17 protein-coding genes and 1 pseudogene are annotated in these 21,728 nt (G+C 70.2%); 9 read left to right on the top strand and 9 right to left on the bottom strand.

What is annotated here, in order from left to right; all coding sequences use genetic code 11:
* The first annotated feature begins 15 nt into the window (after window positions 1-15).
* The 4 genes from BLR05_RS03575 to BLR05_RS03560 all read left to right on the top strand — a co-directional run bounded on the left by BLR05_RS03575 (window position 16) and on the right by BLR05_RS03560 (window position 3,854).
* Window positions 16-1,542, top strand: coding sequence for a leucyl aminopeptidase (locus BLR05_RS03575; RefSeq protein WP_092832386.1), 1,527 nt, complete (start codon window positions 16-18; stop codon window positions 1,540-1,542).
* Between the two features lie 33 nt (window positions 1,543-1,575).
* Window positions 1,576-2,010, top strand: coding sequence for a DNA polymerase III subunit chi (locus BLR05_RS03570; RefSeq protein ID WP_092832384.1), 435 nt, complete (start codon window positions 1,576-1,578; stop codon window positions 2,008-2,010).
* Between the two features lie 3 nt (window positions 2,011-2,013).
* Complete coding sequence (locus BLR05_RS03565) at window positions 2,014-2,565, top strand: hypothetical protein (RefSeq protein WP_092832382.1); 552 nt, start codon at window positions 2,014-2,016, stop codon at window positions 2,563-2,565.
* Between the two features lie 158 nt (window positions 2,566-2,723).
* Window positions 2,724-3,854, top strand: a complete 1,131-nt coding sequence (locus BLR05_RS03560; protein ID WP_092832381.1) for a branched-chain amino acid ABC transporter substrate-binding protein — start codon at window positions 2,724-2,726, stop codon at window positions 3,852-3,854.
* Window positions 3,855-3,904: 50 nt separating this feature from the next.
* Here BLR05_RS03560 and BLR05_RS03555 read toward each other — a convergent pair whose 3' ends face one another.
* Entirely contained in the window at window positions 3,905-4,858 is a 954-nt protein-coding gene (locus BLR05_RS03555; protein WP_092832379.1) for a LysR substrate-binding domain-containing protein, read from the bottom strand.
* A 100-nt stretch (window positions 4,859-4,958) separates the two neighbouring features.
* On the opposite strand from BLR05_RS03555, the gene BLR05_RS03550 reads away from it, so the two are divergent.
* On the top strand, window positions 4,959-6,242 hold the full coding sequence (locus BLR05_RS03550; protein WP_092832489.1) for an MFS transporter: 1,284 nt from the start codon (window positions 4,959-4,961) through the stop codon (window positions 6,240-6,242).
* Window positions 6,243-6,266: 24 nt separating this feature from the next.
* Here BLR05_RS03550 and BLR05_RS03545 read toward each other — a convergent pair whose 3' ends face one another.
* Window positions 6,267-7,547 (bottom strand): citrate synthase family protein, encoded by a 1,281-nt coding sequence (locus BLR05_RS03545; protein WP_092832377.1) that lies wholly within the window; start codon window positions 7,545-7,547, stop codon window positions 6,267-6,269.
* A gap of 101 nt (window positions 7,548-7,648) precedes the next feature.
* On the opposite strand from BLR05_RS03545, the gene BLR05_RS03540 reads away from it, so the two are divergent.
* Window positions 7,649-9,082, top strand: a complete 1,434-nt coding sequence (locus BLR05_RS03540; protein ID WP_092832375.1) for a CoA transferase — start codon at window positions 7,649-7,651, stop codon at window positions 9,080-9,082.
* Between the two features lie 22 nt (window positions 9,083-9,104).
* On the opposite strand, the gene BLR05_RS03535 is transcribed toward BLR05_RS03540, so the two are convergent.
* Window positions 9,105-10,112 carry a D-2-hydroxyacid dehydrogenase family protein gene (locus BLR05_RS03535; RefSeq protein WP_092832487.1) on the bottom strand — a complete coding sequence of 336 codons (1,008 nt, stop codon included), beginning with the start codon at window positions 10,110-10,112 and terminating at the stop codon, window positions 9,105-9,107.
* 364 nt (window positions 10,113-10,476) lie between these two features.
* Here BLR05_RS03535 and BLR05_RS03530 point away from each other — a divergent pair, with 364 nt between their 5' ends.
* Entirely contained in the window at window positions 10,477-12,198 is a 1,722-nt protein-coding gene (locus BLR05_RS03530) for a long-chain fatty acid--CoA ligase (protein ID WP_092832373.1), read from the top strand.
* A gap of 43 nt (window positions 12,199-12,241) precedes the next feature.
* Here the strand turns inward: BLR05_RS03530 and BLR05_RS03525 are convergent, their stop codons facing one another.
* Window positions 12,242-12,649 carry a PilZ domain-containing protein gene (locus BLR05_RS03525; protein ID WP_092832485.1) on the bottom strand — a complete coding sequence of 136 codons (408 nt, stop codon included), beginning with the start codon at window positions 12,647-12,649 and terminating at the stop codon, window positions 12,242-12,244.
* A 151-nt stretch (window positions 12,650-12,800) separates the two neighbouring features.
* Here BLR05_RS03525 and BLR05_RS03520 point away from each other — a divergent pair, with 151 nt between their 5' ends.
* The gene (locus BLR05_RS03520; protein ID WP_092832371.1) at window positions 12,801-13,592 is read left to right on the top strand and encodes a 2OG-Fe dioxygenase family protein; all 792 of its coding nucleotides are present in this window, start codon (window positions 12,801-12,803) and stop codon (window positions 13,590-13,592) included.
* Window positions 13,593-13,671: 79 nt separating this feature from the next.
* Window positions 13,672-14,109: a universal stress protein gene (locus BLR05_RS03515; RefSeq protein ID WP_092832369.1), complete on the top strand. Its 438-nt coding sequence runs from the start codon at window positions 13,672-13,674 to the stop codon at window positions 14,107-14,109.
* Between the two features lie 707 nt (window positions 14,110-14,816).
* On the opposite strand, the gene BLR05_RS03510 is transcribed toward BLR05_RS03515, so the two are convergent.
* From BLR05_RS03510 to BLR05_RS03490, 5 genes and pseudogenes are all read right to left on the bottom strand, one after another.
* Window positions 14,817-16,691, bottom strand: coding sequence for a potassium transporter Kup (locus BLR05_RS03510; RefSeq protein ID WP_092832367.1), 1,875 nt, complete (start codon window positions 16,689-16,691; stop codon window positions 14,817-14,819).
* A gap of 125 nt (window positions 16,692-16,816) precedes the next feature.
* Window positions 16,817-17,815 (bottom strand): Bug family tripartite tricarboxylate transporter substrate binding protein, encoded by a 999-nt coding sequence (locus BLR05_RS03505; protein WP_092832365.1) that lies wholly within the window; start codon window positions 17,813-17,815, stop codon window positions 16,817-16,819.
* A gap of 76 nt (window positions 17,816-17,891) precedes the next feature.
* Complete coding sequence (locus BLR05_RS03500; protein ID WP_092832363.1) at window positions 17,892-18,728, bottom strand: SDR family NAD(P)-dependent oxidoreductase; 837 nt, start codon at window positions 18,726-18,728, stop codon at window positions 17,892-17,894.
* A gap of 5 nt (window positions 18,729-18,733) precedes the next feature.
* On the bottom strand, window positions 18,734-19,459 hold the full coding sequence (locus BLR05_RS03495; protein WP_092832361.1) for an RluA family pseudouridine synthase: 726 nt from the start codon (window positions 19,457-19,459) through the stop codon (window positions 18,734-18,736).
* Window positions 19,456-21,721, bottom strand: a pseudogene (locus BLR05_RS03490) (PAS domain-containing hybrid sensor histidine kinase/response regulator). The gene BLR05_RS03495 and the pseudogene BLR05_RS03490 overlap by 4 nt, the downstream one beginning before the upstream one ends.
* Window positions 21,722-21,728 lie beyond the last annotated feature (7 nt).

Genomic DNA, 21,728 nt, shown 5'->3' with positions numbered 1-21,728 from the left:
AGGAAAACGCCGATTATGAACTTCGATCTGAAGACCCTGTCCCTGGCCTCCGCCGCCGCCGAGAAATGCGACCTGCTCGCCGTGCTGGTGCCCGAAGGCTTCAAGCCCGGTGGCGACCCACTCTCCGCCCTGGTGGCGCTGGCGATCCGCCAGGGGGACTTCGAAACCAAGCCCGGCAAGAGCCTCGCGCTCTACCAGGCGCCCGCCGTGGCGGCGCGGCGCGTGCTGCTGCTGGGCGCCGGCGACGGCGGCGCGCGCGCAGTGCGCCAGGCGCTGGCCGGTGCCGCGGCACACTGGAAGGCGTCCCAGGTCAGGCGCGCGGCCGTGTGCCTCGCGGCCCTGGCCGACGGCGGCGCGGCGGCCTGCACGGCCGTGCAGGCCGTGGCGGAAGCCAGCTACGTCTATACGGCCACCAGGTCGCAGGCCGAGCCGCGGGCCCTGTCCCGCGTGGTGGTCGGCGTGGCCGATGCCGCAGCGGCCAAGGCCGGCTTCGCCCGCGGCACGGCGCTGGCGCTGGGCATCGAATACGCCCGCGAATGGGCCAACCGCCCCGGCAACCACGCCACGCCCACCCTGCTCGCCGGCGCCGCCAAGGCGCTGGCCAAGCATGGCCCCATCCAGGTCAAGGTGATGGGCCCCGCGGAAGTGCAGAAGCTCGGCATGGGCGCCTTCGTGGCGGTGGCCAAGGGCTCCGAGGAGCCGCTGCGCTTCATCGAATTGCGCTACCAGGGCGCAGGCCGCTCCGAGGCGCCCGTGGCGCTCATCGGCAAGGGCATCACCTTCGATACCGGCGGCATCTCCATCAAGCCCGCCGGCGAAATGGACGAGATGAAGTTCGACATGGGTGGCGCCGCCAGCGTGCTGGGCGTGTTCCGCGCGCTGGCCGAACTGCGGCCCGCCATCAACGTGGTCGGCCTCATCCCCGCCTGCGAGAACATGCCCGACGGCCGCGCCGTCAAGCCCGGCGACGTGGTCACCAGCCTGAGCGGCCAGACCATCGAGGTGCTCAACACCGACGCCGAGGGGCGCCTGGTGCTGTGCGACGCCATCGCCTACGCCGCCCGCTTCAAGCCCTCGGCCATGGTGGACATCGCCACGCTGACCGGCGCCTGCGTGGTGGCGCTCGGCGGGGTGCGCAGCGGCCTGTTCGCCAACGACGAGGCCCTGGCGGCCCGGCTGCAGTCCGCGGGCGAGGCGGCGCTGGACCCGTGCTGGCGCATGCCGCTGGACGACGAGTACGCCGAAGGCCTGAAGAGCAACTTCGCCGACATGGGCAATGTGGCCGGGCGCGCGGCCGGGGCCGTCACGGCCGCCAAGTTCCTGCAGAAATTCGTGGACGGCAAGCCCTGGGCCCATCTGGACATCGCGGGCACCGCGTGGAAGAGCGGCGGCGCCAAGGGTGCCACCGGCCGTCCCGTGGGCCTGCTGGTGCAGTTCCTGCTCGACTCCGCGCCGGCCCCGGCGCCGCGTGCGCGCTCCGGCGCGGCCGCGGCGCCTGCTTCCGGCGCAGGCCGGGCCCGCCGCGCGGCCCGCGCCGCCTGAGCACCGGATGCCGCAGTGTCCGTGGATCCCGGCATGACCGAGATCGCCTTCCACTTCAACGCGCCCGACAAGCTGGCCTATGCGTGCCGGTTCGCACGCAAGGCCCTGCGCAACGACGCGCTCCTGGTCATCACCGGGCCCGTGCCCGTGCTCGACGCGATGGACCGCGCGCTGTGGGCCCTGAGCCCGCAGGACTTCCTGGCGCACTGCCGCCAGGAGGACGAGCCCGAACTGCGCGAGGCCTCGCCCGTGCTGCTGGCGGCCGACCCGCGGACCGTCGCGCGCCCGGACGTCCTGCTGAACCTGGGCGCCTCCGTGCCCGAGGGGTTCGAGCGCTTCGCGCGGCTCGTCGAGGTGGTGAGCGCGCACGACGATGCCGACCGCGCCGGCGCGCGCGAGCGGTGGCGCCACTACGCGCAGCGGGGCTACGGCATCGTCCGCCACGACCTGGTGCTGAAGGGGGGCTGAGCCATGCCCGTGCCGCCGAAGCAGCCCCCCAGATTCGTGCCGACGCTCACCGATGTGGTGCAGGTGACCGAAGCCGCCGTGCCCGGGGGCAGTCCGCTGCCGGGTGCGCAGACCCCGGTCCCGAATCCGGTCCCTGCGGCTTCGCCTGGAGGGGCCGTGCCTGCCATGGCGCCGTGGCCGGCGGTGCCTCCAGTGGGCGAGCCGGTTCCCGCCGCGGCCCCAAGCCACTTTCCTGCCGCCGCGCTGGCCGGCGCCCCCGGCCCGGCACCCGCCGTGCCGGTGCCTGCTGCACCTTCGCCTTCGTTGCCGTCTTCACAGCCCGCGCCGGCCCCCGATTTCTCGGGCATCGAGGAAGTGGTGATCCACCGCATCATCCAGCGCGTGGACGTGGTGCTGGACCAGCGCCTGCGCGAGGCCATCGCCACGGTGGTTCAGGAGCAAACGCGCTCCATGGTGCCGCGTCTGCGGGAAGAGGTGGAATCCGTCGTGCGCCACGCCGTGTACGAGGCTGTCGCGGATGAACTGGCGTCGCCCGGCGGACCCGCGCAGCGCTGACGCCAGCCACCCGCGGGCGCACCCCTAGGGTAAGCCCCTGTGGTTTTCGGTCACTTTCCCTCGCATCTGGGGGTGCCCTGGCCCATAAATTGCGATATGTTTCCGGCGCTGGGGGAAAAAACAAAGGTTCTCAGCGATCACCCTTTATGGAGATTCATATGCAATTGAAGTTGAAACTGACCGTGGTTGCCGCTATCGCGGCGTTTGCCGGTGTCGCCTCTGCACAAGAACAGGTGGTGAAGATCGGCCACGTGGGACCGGTTTCTGGCCCTCAGGCTCACTACGGCAAGGACAACGAAAACGGCGCCCGCATGGCCGTCGAGGAACTGAATGCCCAGGGGGTCACGATCGGCGGCAAGAAGATCAAGTTCGAATTGCAGGCGGAAGACGACGCCGCAGATCCGAAGCAGGGCACGGCCGCTGCCCAGAAGCTGTGCGACGCCAAGGTCGCCGGCGTGGTGGGCCACCTGAACTCCGGCACCACAATCCCCGCATCGAAGGTGTACAACGACTGCGGCATCCCGCATGTCACCGGCGCCGCCACCAACCCCAACCTGACCAAGCCCGGCTACAAGACCACGTTCCGCATCATCGCGAACGACAACGCCCTGGGCGCCGGCCTGGCCGCCTACGCTTCCGACACGCTGAAGCTCAAGACCGTCGCCATCATCGACGACCGCACGGCCTACGGCCAGGGCGTGGCCGACGTCTTCAAGAAGACCGCCGCCACCAAGGGCATCAAGGTGGTGGACGAGCAGTTCACGACCGACAAGGCCACCGACTTCATGGCCATCCTGACGGCCATCAAGTCCAAGAACCCCGACGCCATCTTCTACGGCGGCATGGACCCGCAGGCCGGCCCCATGCTGCGCCAGATGGAACAGCTGGGCATGGCCAACGTGAAGTACTTCGGCGGCGACGGCATCTGCACGGCCGAAGTGGCCAAGCTGGCCGCCGGTGCCAAGACCCTGGCGAACGTGATCTGCGCCGAAGGCGGCGCCTCGCTGGCCAAGATGCCCGGCGGTACCGCCTGGAAGGCCAAGTACGACGCCAAGTACCCTGGCCAGTTCCAGGTGTACAGCCCCTACACCTACGACGCCACCATGCTGCTGGTCGATGCCATGAAGCGTGCCAATTCGTGGGATCCGAAGGTGTACATCCCCGAGCTGGCCAAGTCCAACTACAAGGGCGTGACGGCCAACATCGCCTTCGAGCCGAACGGCGAGCTGAAGAATCCCGCCATCACTCTGTACACGTACAAGGACGGCAAGAAGACGCCCCTGAACTGATCCGGCACGCCCGCTCCAGTACCAAGGCCTCCGCGTGCGGAGGCCTTTTTTCATGGGTCCTTCGTCGGCAGCGTGCCGAGCGTCAGCCCCAGGTGTTCCCGCACGGCTTCCCGCAGCAGGGAGGCCAGGCGCTCGGAGGCGGTATCCAGCGGGCTGCTGGCGCGGCCGAGCACCAGGTCCATGGGCGGAAGTTCAGGCAGGCCGCAGGCGAGCGGATCGAGCAGGCGCACGTGCGCCGGCAGGCCGAACGCCGTGCGCACCGACAGGCCCAGGCCGGCCGAGGTCGCGGCCCAGAGTGCGGCCAGGCTGGCGCTGTTGAAGGCATGCCGCCAGGGAATGCCGGCGCGCTCCAGGGCTGCCGTCACGATCTGGCGCAGCGGGCAGGGCGCATCGAGCAGCACCAGCGGCAGCGGATGCCGCTCCGCCCCGTCCGGTCCGGAGAGCCCCAGCCACCAGGGCGCGTCCAGCGTGTCGGGGGCGGCGGGTCCGATCCAGTGCAGCGGCAGGCGCATGATGGGCTCTGCCCGTACGCACGACAGGTCGATGCCCGCATCCCACAGCAGCGCCAGATCGAGCCGGCCCAGCGCGAACCGCTCGCGCAGTTCGGCGCTGCGCGCGACGCAGACCTCGATCCGGACGTGCGGATGCGCCCGGGCGAAGCGGCCCAGCACCGCCGGCAGGAGCGTCTCGCCCAAGTCTTCCTGCAGTCCCAGGCGGACCAGGCCGCGCAGCTGGCTGCCGCCGACAGCGGCGACGGCTTCGTCGTTCAGCGCCAGGAGCCGGTGGGCGTAAGCCAGCAGGGTTTCGCCGGCATCGGTCAGCACCAGCCCGCGGCCGGACTTGCGCAGCAACGGGGTACCCGATTGGGCCTCCAGCTTCTTGAGCTGGGCGCTCACCGCCGACGTCGAGCGGCCCAGGCGGTCCGCCGCGCTGGCGAAACTGCCGAGCGCCACCCCCGTGGCAAAGGTACGCAAAACGTCGAGGTCATACAGGACACGGGTCATGGCGCATGCAGTGTGCAACGTGAATCGTCCCAAAAAACAGGACGATCGATCAAATATTTTCTGATATTCACCATAATTCATGGCACGCACACTGCCGGTCATGACAAGCGCCTGCTCCCTGCCCGACCTCGTGGATCCTTCCCTTGCGATCCGTCCCCGGCACCGCTGGAAGGTACTGGCCGCCGGCGTCTTCGCCAATGCCGCGTTCTCGGTCGCCTTCAGCGGCATTCCGATGACCGCGGTGCTGATGCGCACCAGCTACCAGCTCGACAACGCGACACTGGGGTTGATGCTCGGCATGCTGGGCCTGGGCATCGCCGTCAGCGAGTTGCCCTGGGGGATGCTGACCGACCGCTGGGGCGACAGGCCGGTGCTGTTGGCCGGCCTTCTGGGGACTGCGCTGGCATTGGCCGCCATGGCGCTCCGGGCGGTGCCGTCGGCCGGCCACGTGCCCGCACCCGCCTTGCTGGGCTGCGGATTGATGCTGGTCGGCCTGACGGGCGGGAGTGTCAATGGCGCCAGCGGGCGGGCCATCATGCTGTGGTTTGCGGACGGTGAGCGCGGACTCGCCATGAGCATCCGCCAGACCGCCGTGCCGCTCGGCGGGGCCATCGGGGCGCTGCTGCTGCCGCTGCTGGCGGTGCGCGGCGGCTTCGCGGCCGTCTATGGCGTGCTCTCGGCGCTGAGCCTGGCAGCCGCCGGACTGGCATGGGCGTGGGTCCGGGAGCTGCCACGGACGCAGACCTGCTCCCGGTGGCCTGCCGCCACCGCGGCGGACGGCACGGGACCATTGCGGGACGCGCGTGCGTGGCGCGCGGCGGCGGGCATCGGGATCCTGTGCGCCCCGCAGTTCGCAGTGCTGTCCTTCGGCACGGTGTTCCTGCACGACTTCGCGCATGCGCAGCTGGCGTCCATCTCCGTGGCGCTGGCGCTGGTCCAGGCCGGCGCCATGGTGATGCGCGTCTGGAGCGGCCGCTGGACCGACCGGAAGCGCAACCGTCCCGCCTACCTGCGGGCCTGCTGCAGCCTGAGCGTGCTGTTGTTCGCCGGCCTGGCGGTGGCCAGCCTCCGGGGCGCGGTCGCGCATTCGGGTGGCTTGCCTCTCCAACTGTTCCTGATGGTACTGCTGGCAGCCTGCGGCATCTGCGTTTCCGCATGGCATGGTGTGGCCTATACCGAGCTCGCGGTGCGTGTCGGTGCCGCCCATGCCGGTACGGCGCTGGGCATGGCGAACACCAGCGTCTTCGTCGTGTGCTTCGCGGTGCCGCTCGCCATTCCGCATCTGCTGGCCCTGCAGGGCTGGGCTCTGGTGTGGAGCACTGCCGTGCTGTGCGCGTGGGCCGGGGGACGATTGCTGGTGGGCCGTTCGCAGCCGCGGCCTTGAATGGCATGTCTTCGCCGATGCGGGCTATCGGCTTTTGAAGAAAGCGGCAGCCAGGGCGTTGCCTGGCACTGCATGCTGCGGCGCTGGCCGCCGGGTGGGCCGTCCATGGGATCGATGCTTCGCCAGCTCGACAGGGGGCCCGACATACACTGCGCGGGGCCTGATCAGGCCGGGTTGCCCGCGCTGCTCCAACCCGTGTGCAATCCACCCTGTCGAGCGGCCCAGCGCGAACAGACCAAATGCGGCACCCATGGGGAGCCGCAAATGCCTGCGCAATGCCACCAGTGCGAGGTCCATGGACGGCTTCTGGCCCACCAGCGCCGTCCCGGCGTCGATCATGCGTGCCCATGAGGGATGGCGCGGCAGAACGTGCGCCAACAGATACGCCGCGCGCGCATCGCCGTCGGGATACAGCGAATGCCCGAAGCCCGGCAAATCGTCGCCCCTCGAAAGCCGGTCCTGCATTTTTCGCTCGATATCCCGCGTACCGAGTTCATCCCACAACGCCTCGACGCGCGCAGTGGTCGCGCCATGCCGTCCGCCGGACAGGCAGGCCAGGCCGCCGATCACGACGGCCCGCAGGCTCGCGTCGGTCGAGGCCACGCACCGGCCCGTGAAGGTGGATGCGTTGAGTTCGTGGTCCGCGGCCAGCACGAGGGCCATCCTGATCAGTTCCGCTCCCGCAGGATCCACACCCCATGCCCGCGCGCATTGCGCGTGGATCGGTGCCGTGCCGGGACGTGTGCGCAACAGGCATGCGCCCAGGATCCGCACGAGGTGTCCGCAGCCTTGCACCTGTCGCCCCGCCGCTTTCTGCCAGAAGGCCGTGGGCGCATCTTCGCTCGCGACGGCGAAAAGCGGCAGGAGGGCTTCCTCCGCACGCTGATCCTGGTAGTGCCTGAAGAGCGGTCGCAAGACGGCAGGGGCGGCGGCAGCCCGGGGACCGAAGGCCACCTGCCTGTCGCATTGCCAGAGCAGTGCGGCGACGTCCTCGAGGCTCGCATGCACGGCGAGCTCCAGTGCGTCCACACCGCGATAGAAGAGCCGCCCGCCATCGATCAGCGTGATGCCCGATTCGAGCACGGGCGCGCCCCAGTTCAGCGCAGCCTTGGCCACTTCCTTCGGCTTGCGGCCGCGTGCGCGCTGTGCCGCGAACCTGTCGATATCGGCCGCGAAATAACGGCTTTCGCGTGGATGGCCGCCGGGCTCGGCATGCAGCAGGCCGCGGCTGACGTACGCGTAGAGCGTCTGCCGCGACACCCCGAGCCTTGCTGCCGCTTCGGTGGAATTGAGATAGTTCGCCATTGTGGGAGCAGAGTCGTTCGATCAGTTGATGAAGATAATCAACATTGACAGTCCATGCGAGCTCGCCGATCGTTGTCGCACCTGAACCATTCGAGACGAACATGCGCATCGATCAAGTGTCACCGAGTACCGTCATGGACGATGAGCGTCCGGCATCGGACCATTTGCAGGAGTTCTGGGCGGCGCTGGGTGGCTCCTCCCAGTCTCTCGGTGCGTGCGGCTTCAGTGGATCGGGAGACCTGATGTCCCCGTTTCGCGTGACCGACCTGGCAACTGCGGCCATCGGCGCGGCGGGCACCGCTGTCGCCGAATTGCTGCAGGCCTCGACCGGCAGGTTGCCGGCCGTCCGGGTCGACCGGCGCATGGCGTCGTTGTGGTTCGGCGCCTCGCTGCGCCCGCTGGGATGGACGCTGCCACCGCTATGGGACCCGGTCGCCGGCAATTACCGGGCGCGCGATCGCTGGATCCGGTTGCACACCAACGCGCCGCACCATCGCGATGCAGCGCTCTCCGTCCTCCGCTGCGCCGCCGATGCGCAATCGGTCGCGCACGCGGTGAGCCGCTGGGAGGCCGGTGCGCTCGAAGACGCCGTGGTCGCGCACGGCGGCTGTGCCGCTGCCATGTACTCGCGGCAGGAATGGGCCGGGCACCCGCAAGGCAAGGCTGTCGCATCCGAGCCCTTGTTGCACGTCCACATGGAGAGCCGTGTCGCGGCGCGTGAATGGCAGCCGTCGCCGGACCGCCCGTTGCGCGGCATCCGCGTGCTCGATCTGACGCGCATTCTCGCGGGGCCCGTTGCGACGCGATTCCTCGCAGGCCTGGGCGCCGAGGTGCTGCGCATCGATCCGTACGGCTGGGAAGAGCCGGGCACGGTGCCGGAAGTCGTCCTGGGCAAACGCTGTGCGCGGCTGAACCTGAAGGATGCCGCGGATCTCGACACGCTCCGGCGGCTGTTGCGCAGCGCGGACATCGTTGTCCACGGCTACAGGGCCGATGCGCTCGCCCGCCTGGGGCTCGACGCCGCCCGGCGGCGCGCGCTCAATCCCGCGCTGATCGACGTGTCGCTCGATGCGTATGGCTGGTCGGGCGCGTGGCGCTGCCGGCGCGGTTTCGACAGCCTCATCCAGATGAGCACCGGCATCGCCGAGGCAGGCATGCGCGCGATGGACGGCGATGAACCGGTCAACCTGCCGGTCCAGGCGATCGACCATGCGACGGGCTACCTCATGGCGGCGGCAGCGGTGCGCGGATTGACGGCGAGGATGGCGCAAGGGGCCGGAACCGAGGTGCGCGCGTCACTGGCGCGCACCGCTGCGGTTCTGCAATGGCGTCCGGAGCGGATCAGCGAGCTGGTCGGGGTCGCGGCGGATACGCCGGACGATCGCGCCGGGCACGTCGAGCCAACCTCCTGGGGGCCCGCAGCCCGGCTGCTTCCTCCGCTGGAGATCGAGGGGGCACCGCTCGCATGGTTCTACCCGGCGCGTGCCCTGGGCTCCCATGCGCCCGAATGGCTGTCTTCGAATGAGGAACTGTGAGCGGGAGGAGGGCCCCGACGAGTCAGCGCCGCACCTGCAGCGCACCCGGGTTCACGATGTTCGTGGGCGTGCCGCGGATGTAGTTGATCACGTTGTCGAACGCGGCCCCGAAGTACAGCTCGTAGCTGTCCTGTTCCACGTAGCCGATGTGGGGGGTGCAGATGCAGTTTTCCAGGCGCAGCAGCGCATGGCCCTGCAGGATGGGCTCGCTCTCGAACACGTCCACTGCGGCCATGCCGGGGCGCCCGCGGTTCAGCGCGGCGATCAGTGCGTCCGGCTCGATCAGTTCCGCGCGGGAGGTGTTCACCAGCAGCGCATTGGGCTTCATGCCGGAGAGGTCTTCCAGGCGCACGATGCCGCGCGTCTCGTCGTTGAGCCGCAGGTGCAGCGACACCACGTCGCACTGCGAGAAGAACTCCTCGCGCGTTGTCGCCACCTGCAGGCCGTCGCTCAGTGCCTGGGCGCGCGAGGCCTCGCGGCCCCAGACGCGCACGTTCATGCCGAAGGCGCGGCCGTAGCCCGCCACGATCTGGCCGATGCGCCCGTAACCCCAGATGCCCAGCGTCTTGCCGCGCAGCACCGTGCCGATGCCGAAATTGGCCGGCATGGAGGCCGCACGCAGGCCCGATTGCTGCCAGGCGCCGTGCTTGAGGTTGGAGATGTACTGCGGCAGGCGCCGCATGGCCGCCATGATCAGCGCCCAGGTCAGTTCGGCCGGGGCGACGGGCGAGCCCACGCCCTCGGCCACCGCGATGCCGCGTTCGGTGCAGGCCGCCACGTCCACGTGCGGACCCACCTTGCCGGTCTGGGCGATGAGCTTCAGCCGCGGCAGCTTCTCCACGAGCTGGCGCGTGATCTGGGTGCGCTCGCGGATCAGCACGATGATGTCGGCATCCCGCAGCCGCACGGAGAGCTGGCCGAGGCCCTTGACGGTGTTGGTGTAGACCTTGGCGGAGTAGGCATCGAGACGCGTGGCGCAATGGAGCTTGCGGACGGCGTCCTGGTAGTCGTCGAGGATGACAATGTTCATGGAGTCCATGGGCCGCGGACGGGCGCCGCGCGGCCGGCACGAAAAAGCGATGAATGTGCGGAAAGGGAAGTGCTGCGCCGGCCGGACAGCTCGACAGGGAGCGCAAGGCCCGGGCGGCGCGCAGGCGTAGCCGCCATTGTCGTTCATGGTGGCGCCGCTGCCGCGCGCCGGTCCCCCAAAGGCCCCCTGCAGGGACAAGCCGTTACAAAATCCCGGGCCGCTGCCCGTGCCCCGGGAAGGAGGCATTCCAGGGCCGGCGCGGCGTCGCCTGGGTGACGGGTGATTGGGGCCATCCCCAATACGTGCGCGGCCCACCGGCCGCAGGATGCGGGTTCGTACCGATCCACGGAAACTCCCGCCCCCCATGCCTGCACACCACGCATTCTGGCCCAAGCGCCTGCCCCACGCCCTCACGCCACCCGCCACCTCCCTCTGGAACAACCTCGCCGTCAGCGCGCAGCGCTACCCGGACAAGCCGGCGATGGTGTTCTTCGGTACGGCGCTGGGCTACCGGGAACTGGCGCGCACGGCCGAGCGACTGGCCGCGCACCTGCACGCAATGGGCGTGCGCCGGGGCGACCGCGTGCTGCTGTGCATGCAGAACTGCCCGCAGCTCGTCGCCGCCCATTTCGCCATCCTGCGCGCCAATGCCGTCGTGGTGCCCGTGAACCCGATGAACCGCGCCGAGGAGCTCAAGCACTACATCACCGATCCGGACGCGCGCGTGGCCATCACCACCGCCGACCTGGCGCCCGAGCTGGCCGCCGCCAGCCATGCGCTGCCGGCGGACCGCCGCCTGCGGCACCTCGTGGTCTCGCAGTTCACCGATGCCTTCGATGCAGCATCGCCCGAGGCCCAGGCCATGCCCGAGGCCTGGCGCGACTGGCTCTGCCCGGTGCGCCCGCTGCCCGCGCTCGAAGGCGGCGCGGTGCATGCCTGGAGCGAGGCCGTGGCCTGCGCCGCAGAGCCGCCGACCTGCGAGGCGGGCACGGAGGACCTTGCCGTGCTGCCCTACACCAGCGGCACCACCGGCCTGCCCAAGGGGTGCATGCACCCGCACCGCAGCATCATGCACAACGCCGTCGCCAGCGCACTCTGGGGCACGGCCACTTCCGAGAGCGTGACGCTGGCCGTGGTACCCATGTTCCACATCACCGGCATGGTGAGCCTGATGCATTCGTCCATCTATGCCGGCGCCACGCTGGTCATGATGCCGCGCTGGGACCGGGACCTCGCCGGCCGCCTCATCTCCCGCTACCGCGTGACCAACTGGACCAACATCCCGACGATGGTGATCGACCTGATGGCGAGCCCGCGCTTCTCGGAGTACGACCTCTCCAGCCTGGTCTATATCGGCGGCGGCGGGGCCGCCATGCCGCAGGCCGTTGCGCAGCGGCTGCTGGAGCAGTTCGGCCTGCGCTTCTGCGAAGGCTATGGCCTGACCGAGACGGCCGCGCCCTCGCACACCAACCCGCCGGACCACCCCAAGCAGCAGTGCCTGGGCGTGCCGTTCATCAGCACCGATTCGCGCGTGATCGACCCGGACACCCTGCGTGAAGTGCCCGTGGGCGAGCAGGGCGAGATCGTGATCCACGGCCCGGGCGTGTTCAGCGGGTACTGGAAGCAGCCTGCCGCGACGGAGGCGGCCTTCATCGAGATCGACGGCAAGCGCTTCTTCCGTTCGGGCGACCTCGGCCGCGTGGACGAGGAGGGCTATTTCTTCATCACCGACCGCCTCAAGCGCATGATCAACGCGAGCGGCTTCAAGGTCTGGCCGGCCGAGGTGGAGGCGCTCATGTTCCGACACCCCGCCGTGCAGGAGGCCTGCGTGATCGCCGCGCGCGACAGCTACCGCGGCGAGACGGTGAAGGCCGTGGTGGTTCTGCGGCCCGCGCACCGTGGGCAGGTGTCCGAGGCCGACATCATTGCCTGGTGCCGCGAGAACATGGCCGTGTACAAGGTGCCGCGCATCGTGCAGTTCGCCGATGCACTGCCCAAGAGCGGCAGCGGCAAGGTGATGTGGCGACAGCTGCAGGAGGCGGAACGGGCCGCGGCCCCGGCCGCCGCGGAAGCGCCTGCGGCCTGACGCCGCGCGGAGGGCGAAGGATGGACCGGGCAGGGCGGGAGGCTCAGTGCCCGGTCGCCGGCTGCCCTGGCACGCCCCGGCCGCGGTGCGCCGACACCAGCGTCTGCAGGTCGCGCTCCAGCAGTGCCGGGTCGCCGAGCTGCAGCTCGATCACGCGGCGCAGGTGGGTGGCGCTGTCGAGGTCCATGGTGTGGCCCTGCAGGCCCGCGCAGTGGCCTTCCACGTGCACCAGCTCGCCGGACATCGCGATCTGCTCCTCGCCCGCCATCAGGGGGATGGAGAGCGCGCAGGGCGCGCCGGGCGGCAGGGCCTGGCCCGCGGGCAGCTCCAGCAGCGCGCCGCGCAGCGACACGTCCAGCACCTGCACGTCGAAGGTGCCGTGGCCGCTCACGGCGAGGCGCGCGGGCGCCTCGAAGGCGACTCGGACATAGTGGCGTCGTTCATGGGCCATGGTGTTCTCCTGGAGCGGGCGCCACTGCCGGCGCGGCGCCACGCATGCTACTGCAGCCGCGCTTGCGGTGGCGCAACCTGGCGCTGAAATTCCGGCGCTGCGCCCGCGGTGTGCTCGCACGGCATGCCGGGCGGAGTTAAGCTCGCGCCACATGGCGCACATCACGTTTCCCCCTCCCTGCCTGCGGCCCGACCAGGTCGCCGGCCACCTGCGCAGCACGGGCTATGCCGTGCTCCGGCCCGAAGACACCGCCGCCTGGATCGGCGTGCCGCTCGCGGCGCTGCAGGCGCTGCATGCGGACTGGCCCTCGCTGCCGCCCGATGAATTCCTGAAGGACGGCGGGCGCTACCGCCGGCGGCGGCATTCGTGCTTCGTGGCGGACGAATCCGGACTGCGGCAGGTGCCGCACCGCGCCCACTGGCAGCCGCTGGACTACAACGCGCTGCACGGCGGCATGCAGCGCTGGTTCGCGCCCATGCAGGATGCGACCGTGGCGCAGCCGGCCTGGCAGCAATTGCTGGCCGCGCTGGCCGGCCTCTCGCAGCAGGCGCTGGCGGACGCCCCGGAGCGCTGGTTCCTGGAGGCCCACCAGTTCCGCATCGACACCACCGACGGCATCGGCCGGCCCACGCCCGAGGGCGCGCACCGCGACGGCGTGGACCTCGTGGCCGTGTTCCTGGTCGGCCGCGAGGGCGTGAAGGGTGGCGAGACCCGCATCTTCGAGGCAGCCGGCCCCAGCGGCCACCGCTTCACCCTCAGCGAACCCTGGTCGCTCATGCTGCTGGACGACGCCCGCATGATCCACGAGACCACGCCGATCCAGCCCCTGGGGGATGCTCCGGGCTTCCGCGACACGCTGGTGGTGACCTGCCGGCGGGGCGGGTTCCAGGAGGAGGCCGGGGACAAGGGCGGGGAAAAGGCCGCAACAGCCCCTGCCGCTTGATGCGAATCAACCCGTGTCCGCCGCATTGCGGCACACTGGTTCCATCGGTTCCACACCACCATCGACGAAGGAGAAGTTCATGTTCAAGCACATCCTGATTCCCGTGGACGGTTCGCCCACTTCCATGATGGCCGTCACCAAGGCAGCCGGCCTCGCCAAGACCTTCGGCTCCCAGGTCACCGCCGTCTATGTGGTCGATCCCTATCCCTTCACCGGCGTGGGCGCGGATTTCGCCTACGGCCAGTCGCAGTACATGAATGCGGCCACCTCCGAGGCCAACACCGCGCTCGACGCCACGCGCAAGGCCCTGGAAGAAGCCGGCGTGGCCGTGAACACCGTGATCGGCGAGGGCCATGCCGTGCACGACGGCATCCTGCAGGCGCTGGAGAGTACCGGTGCCGACCTGATCGTCATGGGCTCCCATGGCCGCCGCGGCCTGGAGAAACTGGTGCTGGGCAGCGTCACCCAGCGCGTGCTGGGCGTGGTCCACGTGCCGGTGCTGGTCGTGCGCGACTGACGCGCCCCGGCAGCAGCGGCTTCGCGCCGCGGTGTAGTCAGACAGCGGCTCCCTCATGGGGCCGTTTTTTTGGCGTGCCCGGCATTGATGCCGATACAGGGCCCAGCTGTCTTTATGCGCCAGATAATTTTTTGTGTGGTGCGTGATATTTTTCTCATGAACGATTCCATGTCTCGGCGGAGATATTTTCCAGGGCAGTGCGCCATGTGCGCATGCCTCAATTCTCGAAAAATCGATACAGGGAAACCAAATGATCGGTAAAAGACATCTCGTCGGACTCGGCATGCTGGTGGCGCTCATGTCCGGAAATGCCTATGCAGTGAATTGTGGAGCTGGGCAGACCAAGCATTACGTCAAGGTTTCATCATCCGGCCAGAGCGGCTAGAGGTGGTCTGTCTTTGCGGATCTGGCGGCTGGTAACGGAGTGAAGGTATATCACCGGGAAGAAACCGACAAAACATACGGAAGCAGCACGTATTGGGAATACTGGGCGATGGCCATGCCAATGGCAGGCTTTACTTGTGGATCCATCCCTCGGGTGCCCAGCAATTCGAGTACCTCAACCTTCCGCTGGGCACGGACCGTTGCTTCCAGGTATTGGGGCTCAACAACGCCGGATTCCCCACATCGACAAAGGTCAGCTGCTGGCGCATTCCGGGCGCTCCCTTGGCCGAGCGCTTGCCTTCTGTCCGTGCAGTGTCTCCGGGCTACATCTCCGTCTTCGACCCCATCTCCACCACCGCGTTGTTCGGCAGTTTCAGGAAATCCGCCGCGGAGCTGGCGCTGTGGTGCATCTGTGCGAAGAGCTTCTGCCGCCAGACGGCCATGGCGGCGCCCAGCGTGGGCACGACGGTCTCGCGCGCCAGGAAGTAGCTGGTGCGCATGGGGTCCAGCAGGCCCTCCAGGTCCCCGGCCTGCTGGAGGGCCCGGGGAATGTCCGGCTCGTCCATGAAGCCGAAGCAGATCCGCACGCTCCAGGCGCCCTCGGTGAGCGGCTGGACTTCCAGCTGCTCCTGCAGCGGGATGCGGGGCACGTCGCCGGCCTGGACGTGGACGAACAGGTTGTGGGCGTGCAGTACCTTGTTGTGCTTGAGGTTGTGCAGCATCGCCCCGGGTACCACGCCGGAATGGGCGGTGAGGAAGACGGCGGTGCCGTCCACGCGGGTGGTTCCGGTCGCCAGGATCGACTCCAGGAACGGCAGCAGCTCGATCGCCTCGGCGTTCTGGCGCTGGCGCAGCAGGCCGCGGCCGTCGTGCCATGTGGACATGACCAGGTACAGCGCTGCGGCCATCAGCAGGGGGAACCAGCCACCTTCCGCGATCTTCAGCGAGTTGGAGGCGAAGAAGGCGACATCCACGCAGAGGAATGCGCCGGTGGCCGCGATGCAGACCGGCAGGGGCAGCCTCCAGCCGTGGCGGATGACGAAGAAGGTCAACGTCGTGGTGATGACCATGACCAGGCTGACCGAGATGCCGTAGGCCGCGGCCAGGGCGTTGGAGCTGCGGAACGCCACCACGGCCAGCGCCACCCCGGCGAGCAGCGTCCAGTTCACCATGGGCACGTAGATCTGCCCGGATTCGTTCTCCGAGGTGTGCCGCACCGACAGGCGCGGCAGGTACCCCAGCTGGATGGTCTGCTTGGCCGCGGAAAACGCGCCGGAGATCAGCGCCTGCGACGCGATGACGGTGGCGGCCGTGGCCAGCACCACCATCGGCAGCGTGGCCCAGCCTGGCATCATGAGAAAGAACGGGTTGGCGGCGGCGGACGGCGTATCCAGCACCAGCGCGCCCTGGCCGAGGTAGTTCAGCGTGAGGCAGGGCATGACCAGCAGGAACCACGCCAGCCGGATGGGCCGGGCGCCGAAGTGCCCCATGTCGGCATAGAGCGCCTCCGCACCGGTCACGCACAGGAACACCGCGCCCAGCGTGATGAAGGCGATGCCGTAATGGTCCAGGCAGAACGCCAGCGCGTGGTGGGGCAGGAGGGCGGCCAGCACCTCGGGTCGCGCGGCGATGTGGGGAATGCCTGCGAGCCCGAGGCATGCGAACCACACGAGCATGGCGATGCCGAAGAACCGGCCGAGCCGCGCCGTTCCCCAGCGCTGGGCGAGGAAGAGCGCAAGCAGCACGGTGAGCGAGATCGGCAGGATGTAGGGCGTGGCGTGGGTGGTGACCACCTCCAGCCCCTCGACAGCGGAGAGCACCGAGATCGCCGGCGTGATGACGCCGTCGCCGAAGAACAGCGCGACCCCGAAGACCCCGAGCGTCATCAGCGCCCGCTTCAGGCGCGGCTGGTCCTGCACCGACTGCGTCGCCAGGGCCAGCAGCGCCATCAGGCCCCCTTCGCCGTGGTTGTCGGCCCGCATGATCAGGGCCACGTACTTGACCGAGACGACCACGGTCAGGGTCCAGAAGAAGAGCGAGAGGATGCCGATCACGTTCGCCTGCGTGATATCCAGCCTCCCGGCAGCGAACACCTCCTTGAAGGCGTAGAGCGGCGAGGTGCCGATGTCTCCATACACCACCCCGATCGCGGCGATGGTGAGTGCCGTGAGCGATGTCGGCGTCTTTGCGTCTGCCATGGCGGGCCTTGCAGGTGGAATGTGTCCAGAAAGCGCAGCGGTGCCTGCGCGCAGGCCCGCATCAGAACACATTTTGATACGCGATGGCAGAGCCCGTGTGGCGGCGGCACGCCACCCCGGCGGGCTTACTCGATCTTCGCGCCGGACGCCTCCACGATGCCCTTCCACTTCGCGTAGTCGGCCTTGAGCAGGGCGGAGAACTGCGCGCTGGTCATGGATTCGGGCTCGGCGCCCTGGGCCTGGATGGCGGCGCGCATGTCGGGCTGGGCGAGCAGCCTGTTGACCTCGGTGTTGACGGTGGCGACCACGTTGGCAGGCGTGCCGGCGGGGGCGAGGATGCCGTACCACGAGCTCACGTCGAAGCCCTTGTAGCCGGATTCGGCCACGGTGGGCACGTCGGGCAGGGACGAGCTGCGCTTGATCGAGGTGACGGCCAGCGGGCGCAGCTTGCCGGACTTGATCTGCGCCATGGCGGACGGCACGGAGGACACCAGCAGGTCCACGTTGCCGGCCAGCGCGTCCATCAGGGCCGGGTTGGAGCCCTTGTAGGGGATGTGGCTGAGTTTGATGCCCGCGGCCTTCTCGAAGAGGTCGCCCGCGAGGTGGATGGTCGTGCCGTTGCCGGGCGAGCCGTAGGTGATTTTGCCCGGCTCGCCGCGCGCGGCGGCCACCACGTCGGCCAGCGTCTTGAAGCGCGAGTTGGCGCCCGTGGCGATGATCACGGGCGTGTAGGCCACGTGGGCGATGGCGACGAGATCCTTCGTGGGGTCCCACGGCAGGTTCTTGTAGAGATAGGGCGCGACGACGAGGTTGTCCTTCTGGCCCATGACGAGGTCGTAGCCCGTGGGCGCGGCCTTCACGGCCTCGGTGATGCCGATGGTTCCGCCCGCGCCGGCGCGGTTGTCGGGCACCACGGTCCAGTGCAGCGTCTCGGTCAGCCTGGTCGCCACGAGGCGAGAGAGGATGTCCGTGCCGCCGCCGGGCGGGAAGGGCACGATGAGGCGCACCGGCTTGGCCGGGTAGGCGTTGCCCGCGGGAGCGGGGGCGGCCGCCGGCGCGGTCTGGGCCGTGGCGGTGCCCAGCGCGAAGGCGAGGGCGGTGAACGAAATCAGCGAGCGGATCATGGGTGTTTGTCTCCGGGAAAGGAACGCCTGTCCCGCGGGCGGGCGGCGCGGCCTAGTTTCTCATGCGCGGGGGCGCTCAGGCCTCGCGCACGTCGGCCACCGGCGCATCGCCGAAGTCGGGCCGCGCGAGCCAGGCCAGCACGCGCGCCGCGGCCTCGTCGGGCGATGCGAGCGTGCCGTTCGCCTTCAGGTTGGCGAAGTTCTGCAGGTCGGGGAACGCGCCCGGGTCGGCGCCGCGCAGGTGGACCTGCATGTCCGTGTCGATCACCCCGGGCGCGAGCGAGCACACGCGGGCGCCGCCGGGCTGCCGCGCCTCGTCCAGCGCCAGGCAGCGCGTGAAATGGTCCATGCCGGCCTTGGCGGCGCAGTAGGCCGATTGCGAGGCCATCGCCCGCCGCCCGAGGCCGGAGGAAATGTTGAGCACCTTGCGCGGCACGCCCCAGCCGCGCGTGGCGGCCAGGAACGCGGCGGTGAGCTGCATGGGCGCTTCCAGCCCGATGCGCAGGGCGTTGGCGAGATCGGCGGGGTCGCTGTCGGCCAGCGGGGCGATGCGCGGCACCACGCCCGCGTTGTTGATGAACGTGGCGCTCGCGTAGCGGCCGGCCGGCTGGCCTTCGAGCCAGGCGCGCAGCCGTGCGGCGGCCTGGGCGCCGTCCGCGAGGTCCTGCGGCCATTGCGCCAGCGGCATGCCGGTGCGCTGCGCGGCGTCCGCCAGTTCGTCGCTCGTGCCGCGCGCGATGGTGACGAGCGCATGCCCGCCCTGCAGCAGTTGCCGGGCCATGGCCAGGCCCATGCCGCGCGAGCCGCCGGTGAGCACGACCAGGGGCAGCGGCCCGGGCGTGGTCGCGAAGCCGGGGGAAGAAGAGGGGGGAGCGGAGGTGTCCTGCATGGTGCCGCGATGGTACTGCGGCACGGTGCTCAGAACGGCGCCGGCAGGTCGAAGGCGAGCGGCGTTCCGGTGCGCGGATGGGCGAAGGCGACGTGCTGCGCATGCAGCAGCAGCCGGGGCGCGAGTGCCTGCACGGCCGGCGGTGCGTAGAGCGCATCCCCGAGGATGGGCTGGCCCATCGCCGCCATGTGCACGCGCAGCTGGTGCGTGCGGCCGGTGACCGGCTCCAGCAGCACGCGCAGGGTGCCGTCTGCCGCCGGCCAGGCTCCGGCGCCGTCCCCGGGCGCGGCGGGGCGCCAGCGCGTCAGGCTGGCTTTGCCGCCCGGGGCGCCCCGGGGGGCCACGACGCGCAGCGGCCGGCGCTCCCAGTCGGCGGCGATGGGCAGGTCGATCTCCCGCCAGGCCTCGCCATCCCCGGCCGGGTGCGGCGCATGCACCACCGCGACGTAGCACTTGCGCACCTGGCGCGCGGCAAAGGCGTCGCCGAGGGCGCGCTGGGCCTGCGCGTGGCGCGCCATCACCACGAGGCCGGAAGTGGCCTGGTCGAGCCGGTGCACGATGCAGGCGCCGGGCCAGTGCAGGGCGGCGCGGGCGCTCAGGCAGTCCTGCTTGTCCGGGCCGCGGCCGGGCACGCAGAGCAGGCCGGCGGGCTTGGCCAACACCAGGAGGTCGTCGTCCGCATGCAGGCAGGCGGGCGGTTCCGTGGCTTGGGCCAGCGCCTGCTTTAGTGCCTGCGCCGCCAGGTTCGCGCTCATGCGGAGTGGCCGTGGACCAGGCGGTCCACCGTGGCGCAGAGCTCGTCCACGTCGTTGGGCTTGTGGATCAGCGCGCTTGCGCCTTCGGCCAGTGCCTCGCGCTCGATCTCCGCCGTCACGTGCCCCGAGGCGAGCGCCACGGGCAGGTCGGCGCGGATGCGCTTGGCCTCGCGCACCAGGTCCACGCCGCAGTAGCCGGGCATGTTGTAGTCGGTCACGACCAGGTCGTAGGCCTGCGGGTCGGCGCCCAGCGCCACCGCGGCCTCGCGCGGGTCGGTGAAGCCGCTCACCCGGTAGCCGCGGCGGCGCAGCAGGCGCTGCACGAGGAAGACCAGCGCCTGGTCGTCGTCCACGTACATCACGTGGCGCTGGCGCTCGTCGGGCGCGGCCGTTGCCGAAGCCTGGGGGGCCGCGGTCCCGGATCCACCGGCCGCGGCGCCCGTGGCGGGCGACGGCGGGGGGGGCGGCAGGGTCCGGCGCGGGTTCGCCCTCCGCCGCCGGGAAATACAGCGTGAAGCGGCTGCCTTCGCCCAGCGCGCTCTGCACGTCCACCGCCCCGCCGTGGGTGCGCATCACGCCATGCACCACGGCCAGGCCCAGGCCGGTGCCCTGGCCGACGGGCTTGGTGGTGAAGAACGGCTCGAAGATGCGCAGCTGCGTGGCGGCGTCGATGCCGGGGCCGTTGTCCACCACGCTGATGGCCACGTACTCGCCGGGCGGCAGCGCGAGGCGCTCGCACAGGCGGTGGTCGGGCTGCACGGCCGATGCTTCCACGCACACCGTGCCGCGCGCATCGCCGATCGCATGGATGGCGTTGGTGCACAGGTTCAGCAGGGCCTGCTCCACCTGCGTCGCATCGGCCAGCAGGGCGGGCAGCTGGCGGTCCAGGTGCAGGCGCAGCTCGATGGCCGGCGGCAGGGTCACGCGCAGCAGGCGCTCGGTGTCGTGGATGGCCTCGGCGACCGGCACGGCAGTGCGCCGGGGCGGTTCGTTGCGGCTGAAGGTGAGGATCTGCCGCACGAGGTCGCGCGCGCGCCGGCCGGCCTTCTCGATCTCCCGCAGGCTCTCCAGCACCGGGGAGCCCGCGGCGCAGTCGGCCTTGGCCAGTTCCACGTTGCCGAGGATGGCGCTCAGGATGTTGTTGAAATCGTGCGCGATGCCGCCGGCCATGGTGCCCACGGCCTGCATCTTGTGGGATTCCCGCAGCTGCGCCTCCAGCTCGTTGCGGTGCGCCTCGGCCTTCTTGCGTCCGGTGAGGTCGCGCGCGAACACGGTGGTGGTCTCGCCCTCGGCGTGCCGCTCGAACGACACGCTCACCTCCACCGCGAGTTCCTTGCCGCTGGCCGTGAGCGCCACCATCTCGCCGAGCACGGCCTGGGTGGCCAGCTGGGCGAAGGCCAGGGCCTGGACGGCATCGGGCAGGAAGCGGTCGAGCGGACTGCCCAGCGCGTCGGCCGTGGCGCACTGGAACAGGGCCGCGGCGGTGGGATTGAAGACGGTGATGCGCTGGTTCTGGTCCACGCAGATGATGGCGTCCAGCGCGGAGTTGATGACCGCCTCCAGGCGGCGCTCGCTGGCGTAGAGCTGGGCGTTGCGCTCCTGCAGGGCCGTGGCACTCTGCTGCAGGGCCCGGCGCTCGGCCACCAGGGGGCCCTGGTCCACCACCGCGCAGAGGAACTGCCACTGCTCCGGTGCGCCGTCCGCCTGGGGGGCCTCGATGCGCGCGATGTACAGGTCGCCCGTGATGCCGGCGTCCCCGTCGCCGATGGGGAACAGCACCTCGCTGGCCTCGCCATGGCCGTGGTCGCGTGCCTGCTCGAACGTGGCGCGCACGCGGGCGGCATCCGCCGCGCTCACGAAGGGCATGAGCGAGGTCAGGGGGCGGTCGGACTCGCTGGGCTGGAAGCAGCGGTGCGCCATCGAATTCGCCTGCACCACCATGTCGTGCTCGTCCAGCACCATGAGCGCCAGCGGCACGCTGGCGAACAGCGTCTCGAAGCGTTCGGAGGCGCTTTCCGCGGCGGCCTGGCTGTAGCGCAGCACCTTGTTCTGCACCTCCAGCTCGGCCTGGTAGGCACGCAGTTCCGCGATGAGCGCGGCCACGGGGCCTTCAGGGCGGCCGGGCTGCCGGCGGCTGCCGCCGTTGTCGTCCGGTGGCGCGGCGGGCTCGCCGGCGGTGCCCGCGGACCCGCCGCCGGACGCGGTCCCGCGGTCATCCTCCGGGTCGGGCGGCAGCAGGAAGGACAGGTCGGGGCGGCTCATGGCGGGC

Origin of the sequence: Paracidovorax cattleyae (assembly GCF_900104515.1) — a bacterium.
In the GTDB taxonomy this organism is placed as follows: Bacteria; Pseudomonadota; Gammaproteobacteria; order Burkholderiales; family Burkholderiaceae_C; genus Paracidovorax; species Paracidovorax cattleyae.
This window is presented reverse-complemented; position numbering and strand designations above follow the sequence as displayed.

Excerpts from the sequence above, each read along its gene's own strand:
- BLR05_RS03570 (WP_092832384.1), top strand. The coding sequence starts at position 1,576 with ATGACCGAGATCGCCTTCCACTTCAACGCGCCCGACAAGCTGGCCTAT.
- BLR05_RS03505 (WP_092832365.1), bottom strand. The coding sequence starts at position 17,815 with ATGATCCGCTCGCTGATTTCGTTCACCGCCCTCGCCTTCGCGCTGGGC.
- BLR05_RS03550 (WP_092832489.1), top strand. The coding sequence starts at position 4,959 with ATGACAAGCGCCTGCTCCCTGCCCGACCTCGTGGATCCTTCCCTTGCG.
- BLR05_RS03530 (WP_092832373.1), top strand. The coding sequence starts at position 10,477 with ATGCCTGCACACCACGCATTCTGGCCCAAGCGCCTGCCCCACGCCCTC.
- BLR05_RS03560 (WP_092832381.1), top strand. The coding sequence starts at position 2,724 with ATGCAATTGAAGTTGAAACTGACCGTGGTTGCCGCTATCGCGGCGTTT.
- BLR05_RS03545 (WP_092832377.1), bottom strand. The coding sequence starts at position 7,547 with ATGGCGAACTATCTCAATTCCACCGAAGCGGCAGCAAGGCTCGGGGTG.
- BLR05_RS03515 (WP_092832369.1), top strand. The coding sequence starts at position 13,672 with ATGTTCAAGCACATCCTGATTCCCGTGGACGGTTCGCCCACTTCCATG.
- BLR05_RS03520 (WP_092832371.1), top strand. The coding sequence starts at position 12,801 with ATGGCGCACATCACGTTTCCCCCTCCCTGCCTGCGGCCCGACCAGGTC.
- BLR05_RS03540 (WP_092832375.1), top strand. The coding sequence starts at position 7,649 with ATGCGCATCGATCAAGTGTCACCGAGTACCGTCATGGACGATGAGCGT.
- BLR05_RS03510 (WP_092832367.1), bottom strand. The coding sequence starts at position 16,691 with ATGGCAGACGCAAAGACGCCGACATCGCTCACGGCACTCACCATCGCC.
- BLR05_RS03525 (WP_092832485.1), bottom strand. The coding sequence starts at position 12,649 with ATGGCCCATGAACGACGCCACTATGTCCGAGTCGCCTTCGAGGCGCCC.
- BLR05_RS03555 (WP_092832379.1), bottom strand. The coding sequence starts at position 4,858 with ATGACCCGTGTCCTGTATGACCTCGACGTTTTGCGTACCTTTGCCACG.
- BLR05_RS03565 (WP_092832382.1), top strand. The coding sequence starts at position 2,014 with ATGCCCGTGCCGCCGAAGCAGCCCCCCAGATTCGTGCCGACGCTCACC.
- BLR05_RS03575 (WP_092832386.1), top strand. The coding sequence starts at position 16 with ATGAACTTCGATCTGAAGACCCTGTCCCTGGCCTCCGCCGCCGCCGAG.
- BLR05_RS03535 (WP_092832487.1), bottom strand. The coding sequence starts at position 10,112 with ATGAACATTGTCATCCTCGACGACTACCAGGACGCCGTCCGCAAGCTC.
- BLR05_RS03495 (WP_092832361.1), bottom strand. The coding sequence starts at position 19,459 with ATGAGCGCGAACCTGGCGGCGCAGGCACTAAAGCAGGCGCTGGCCCAA.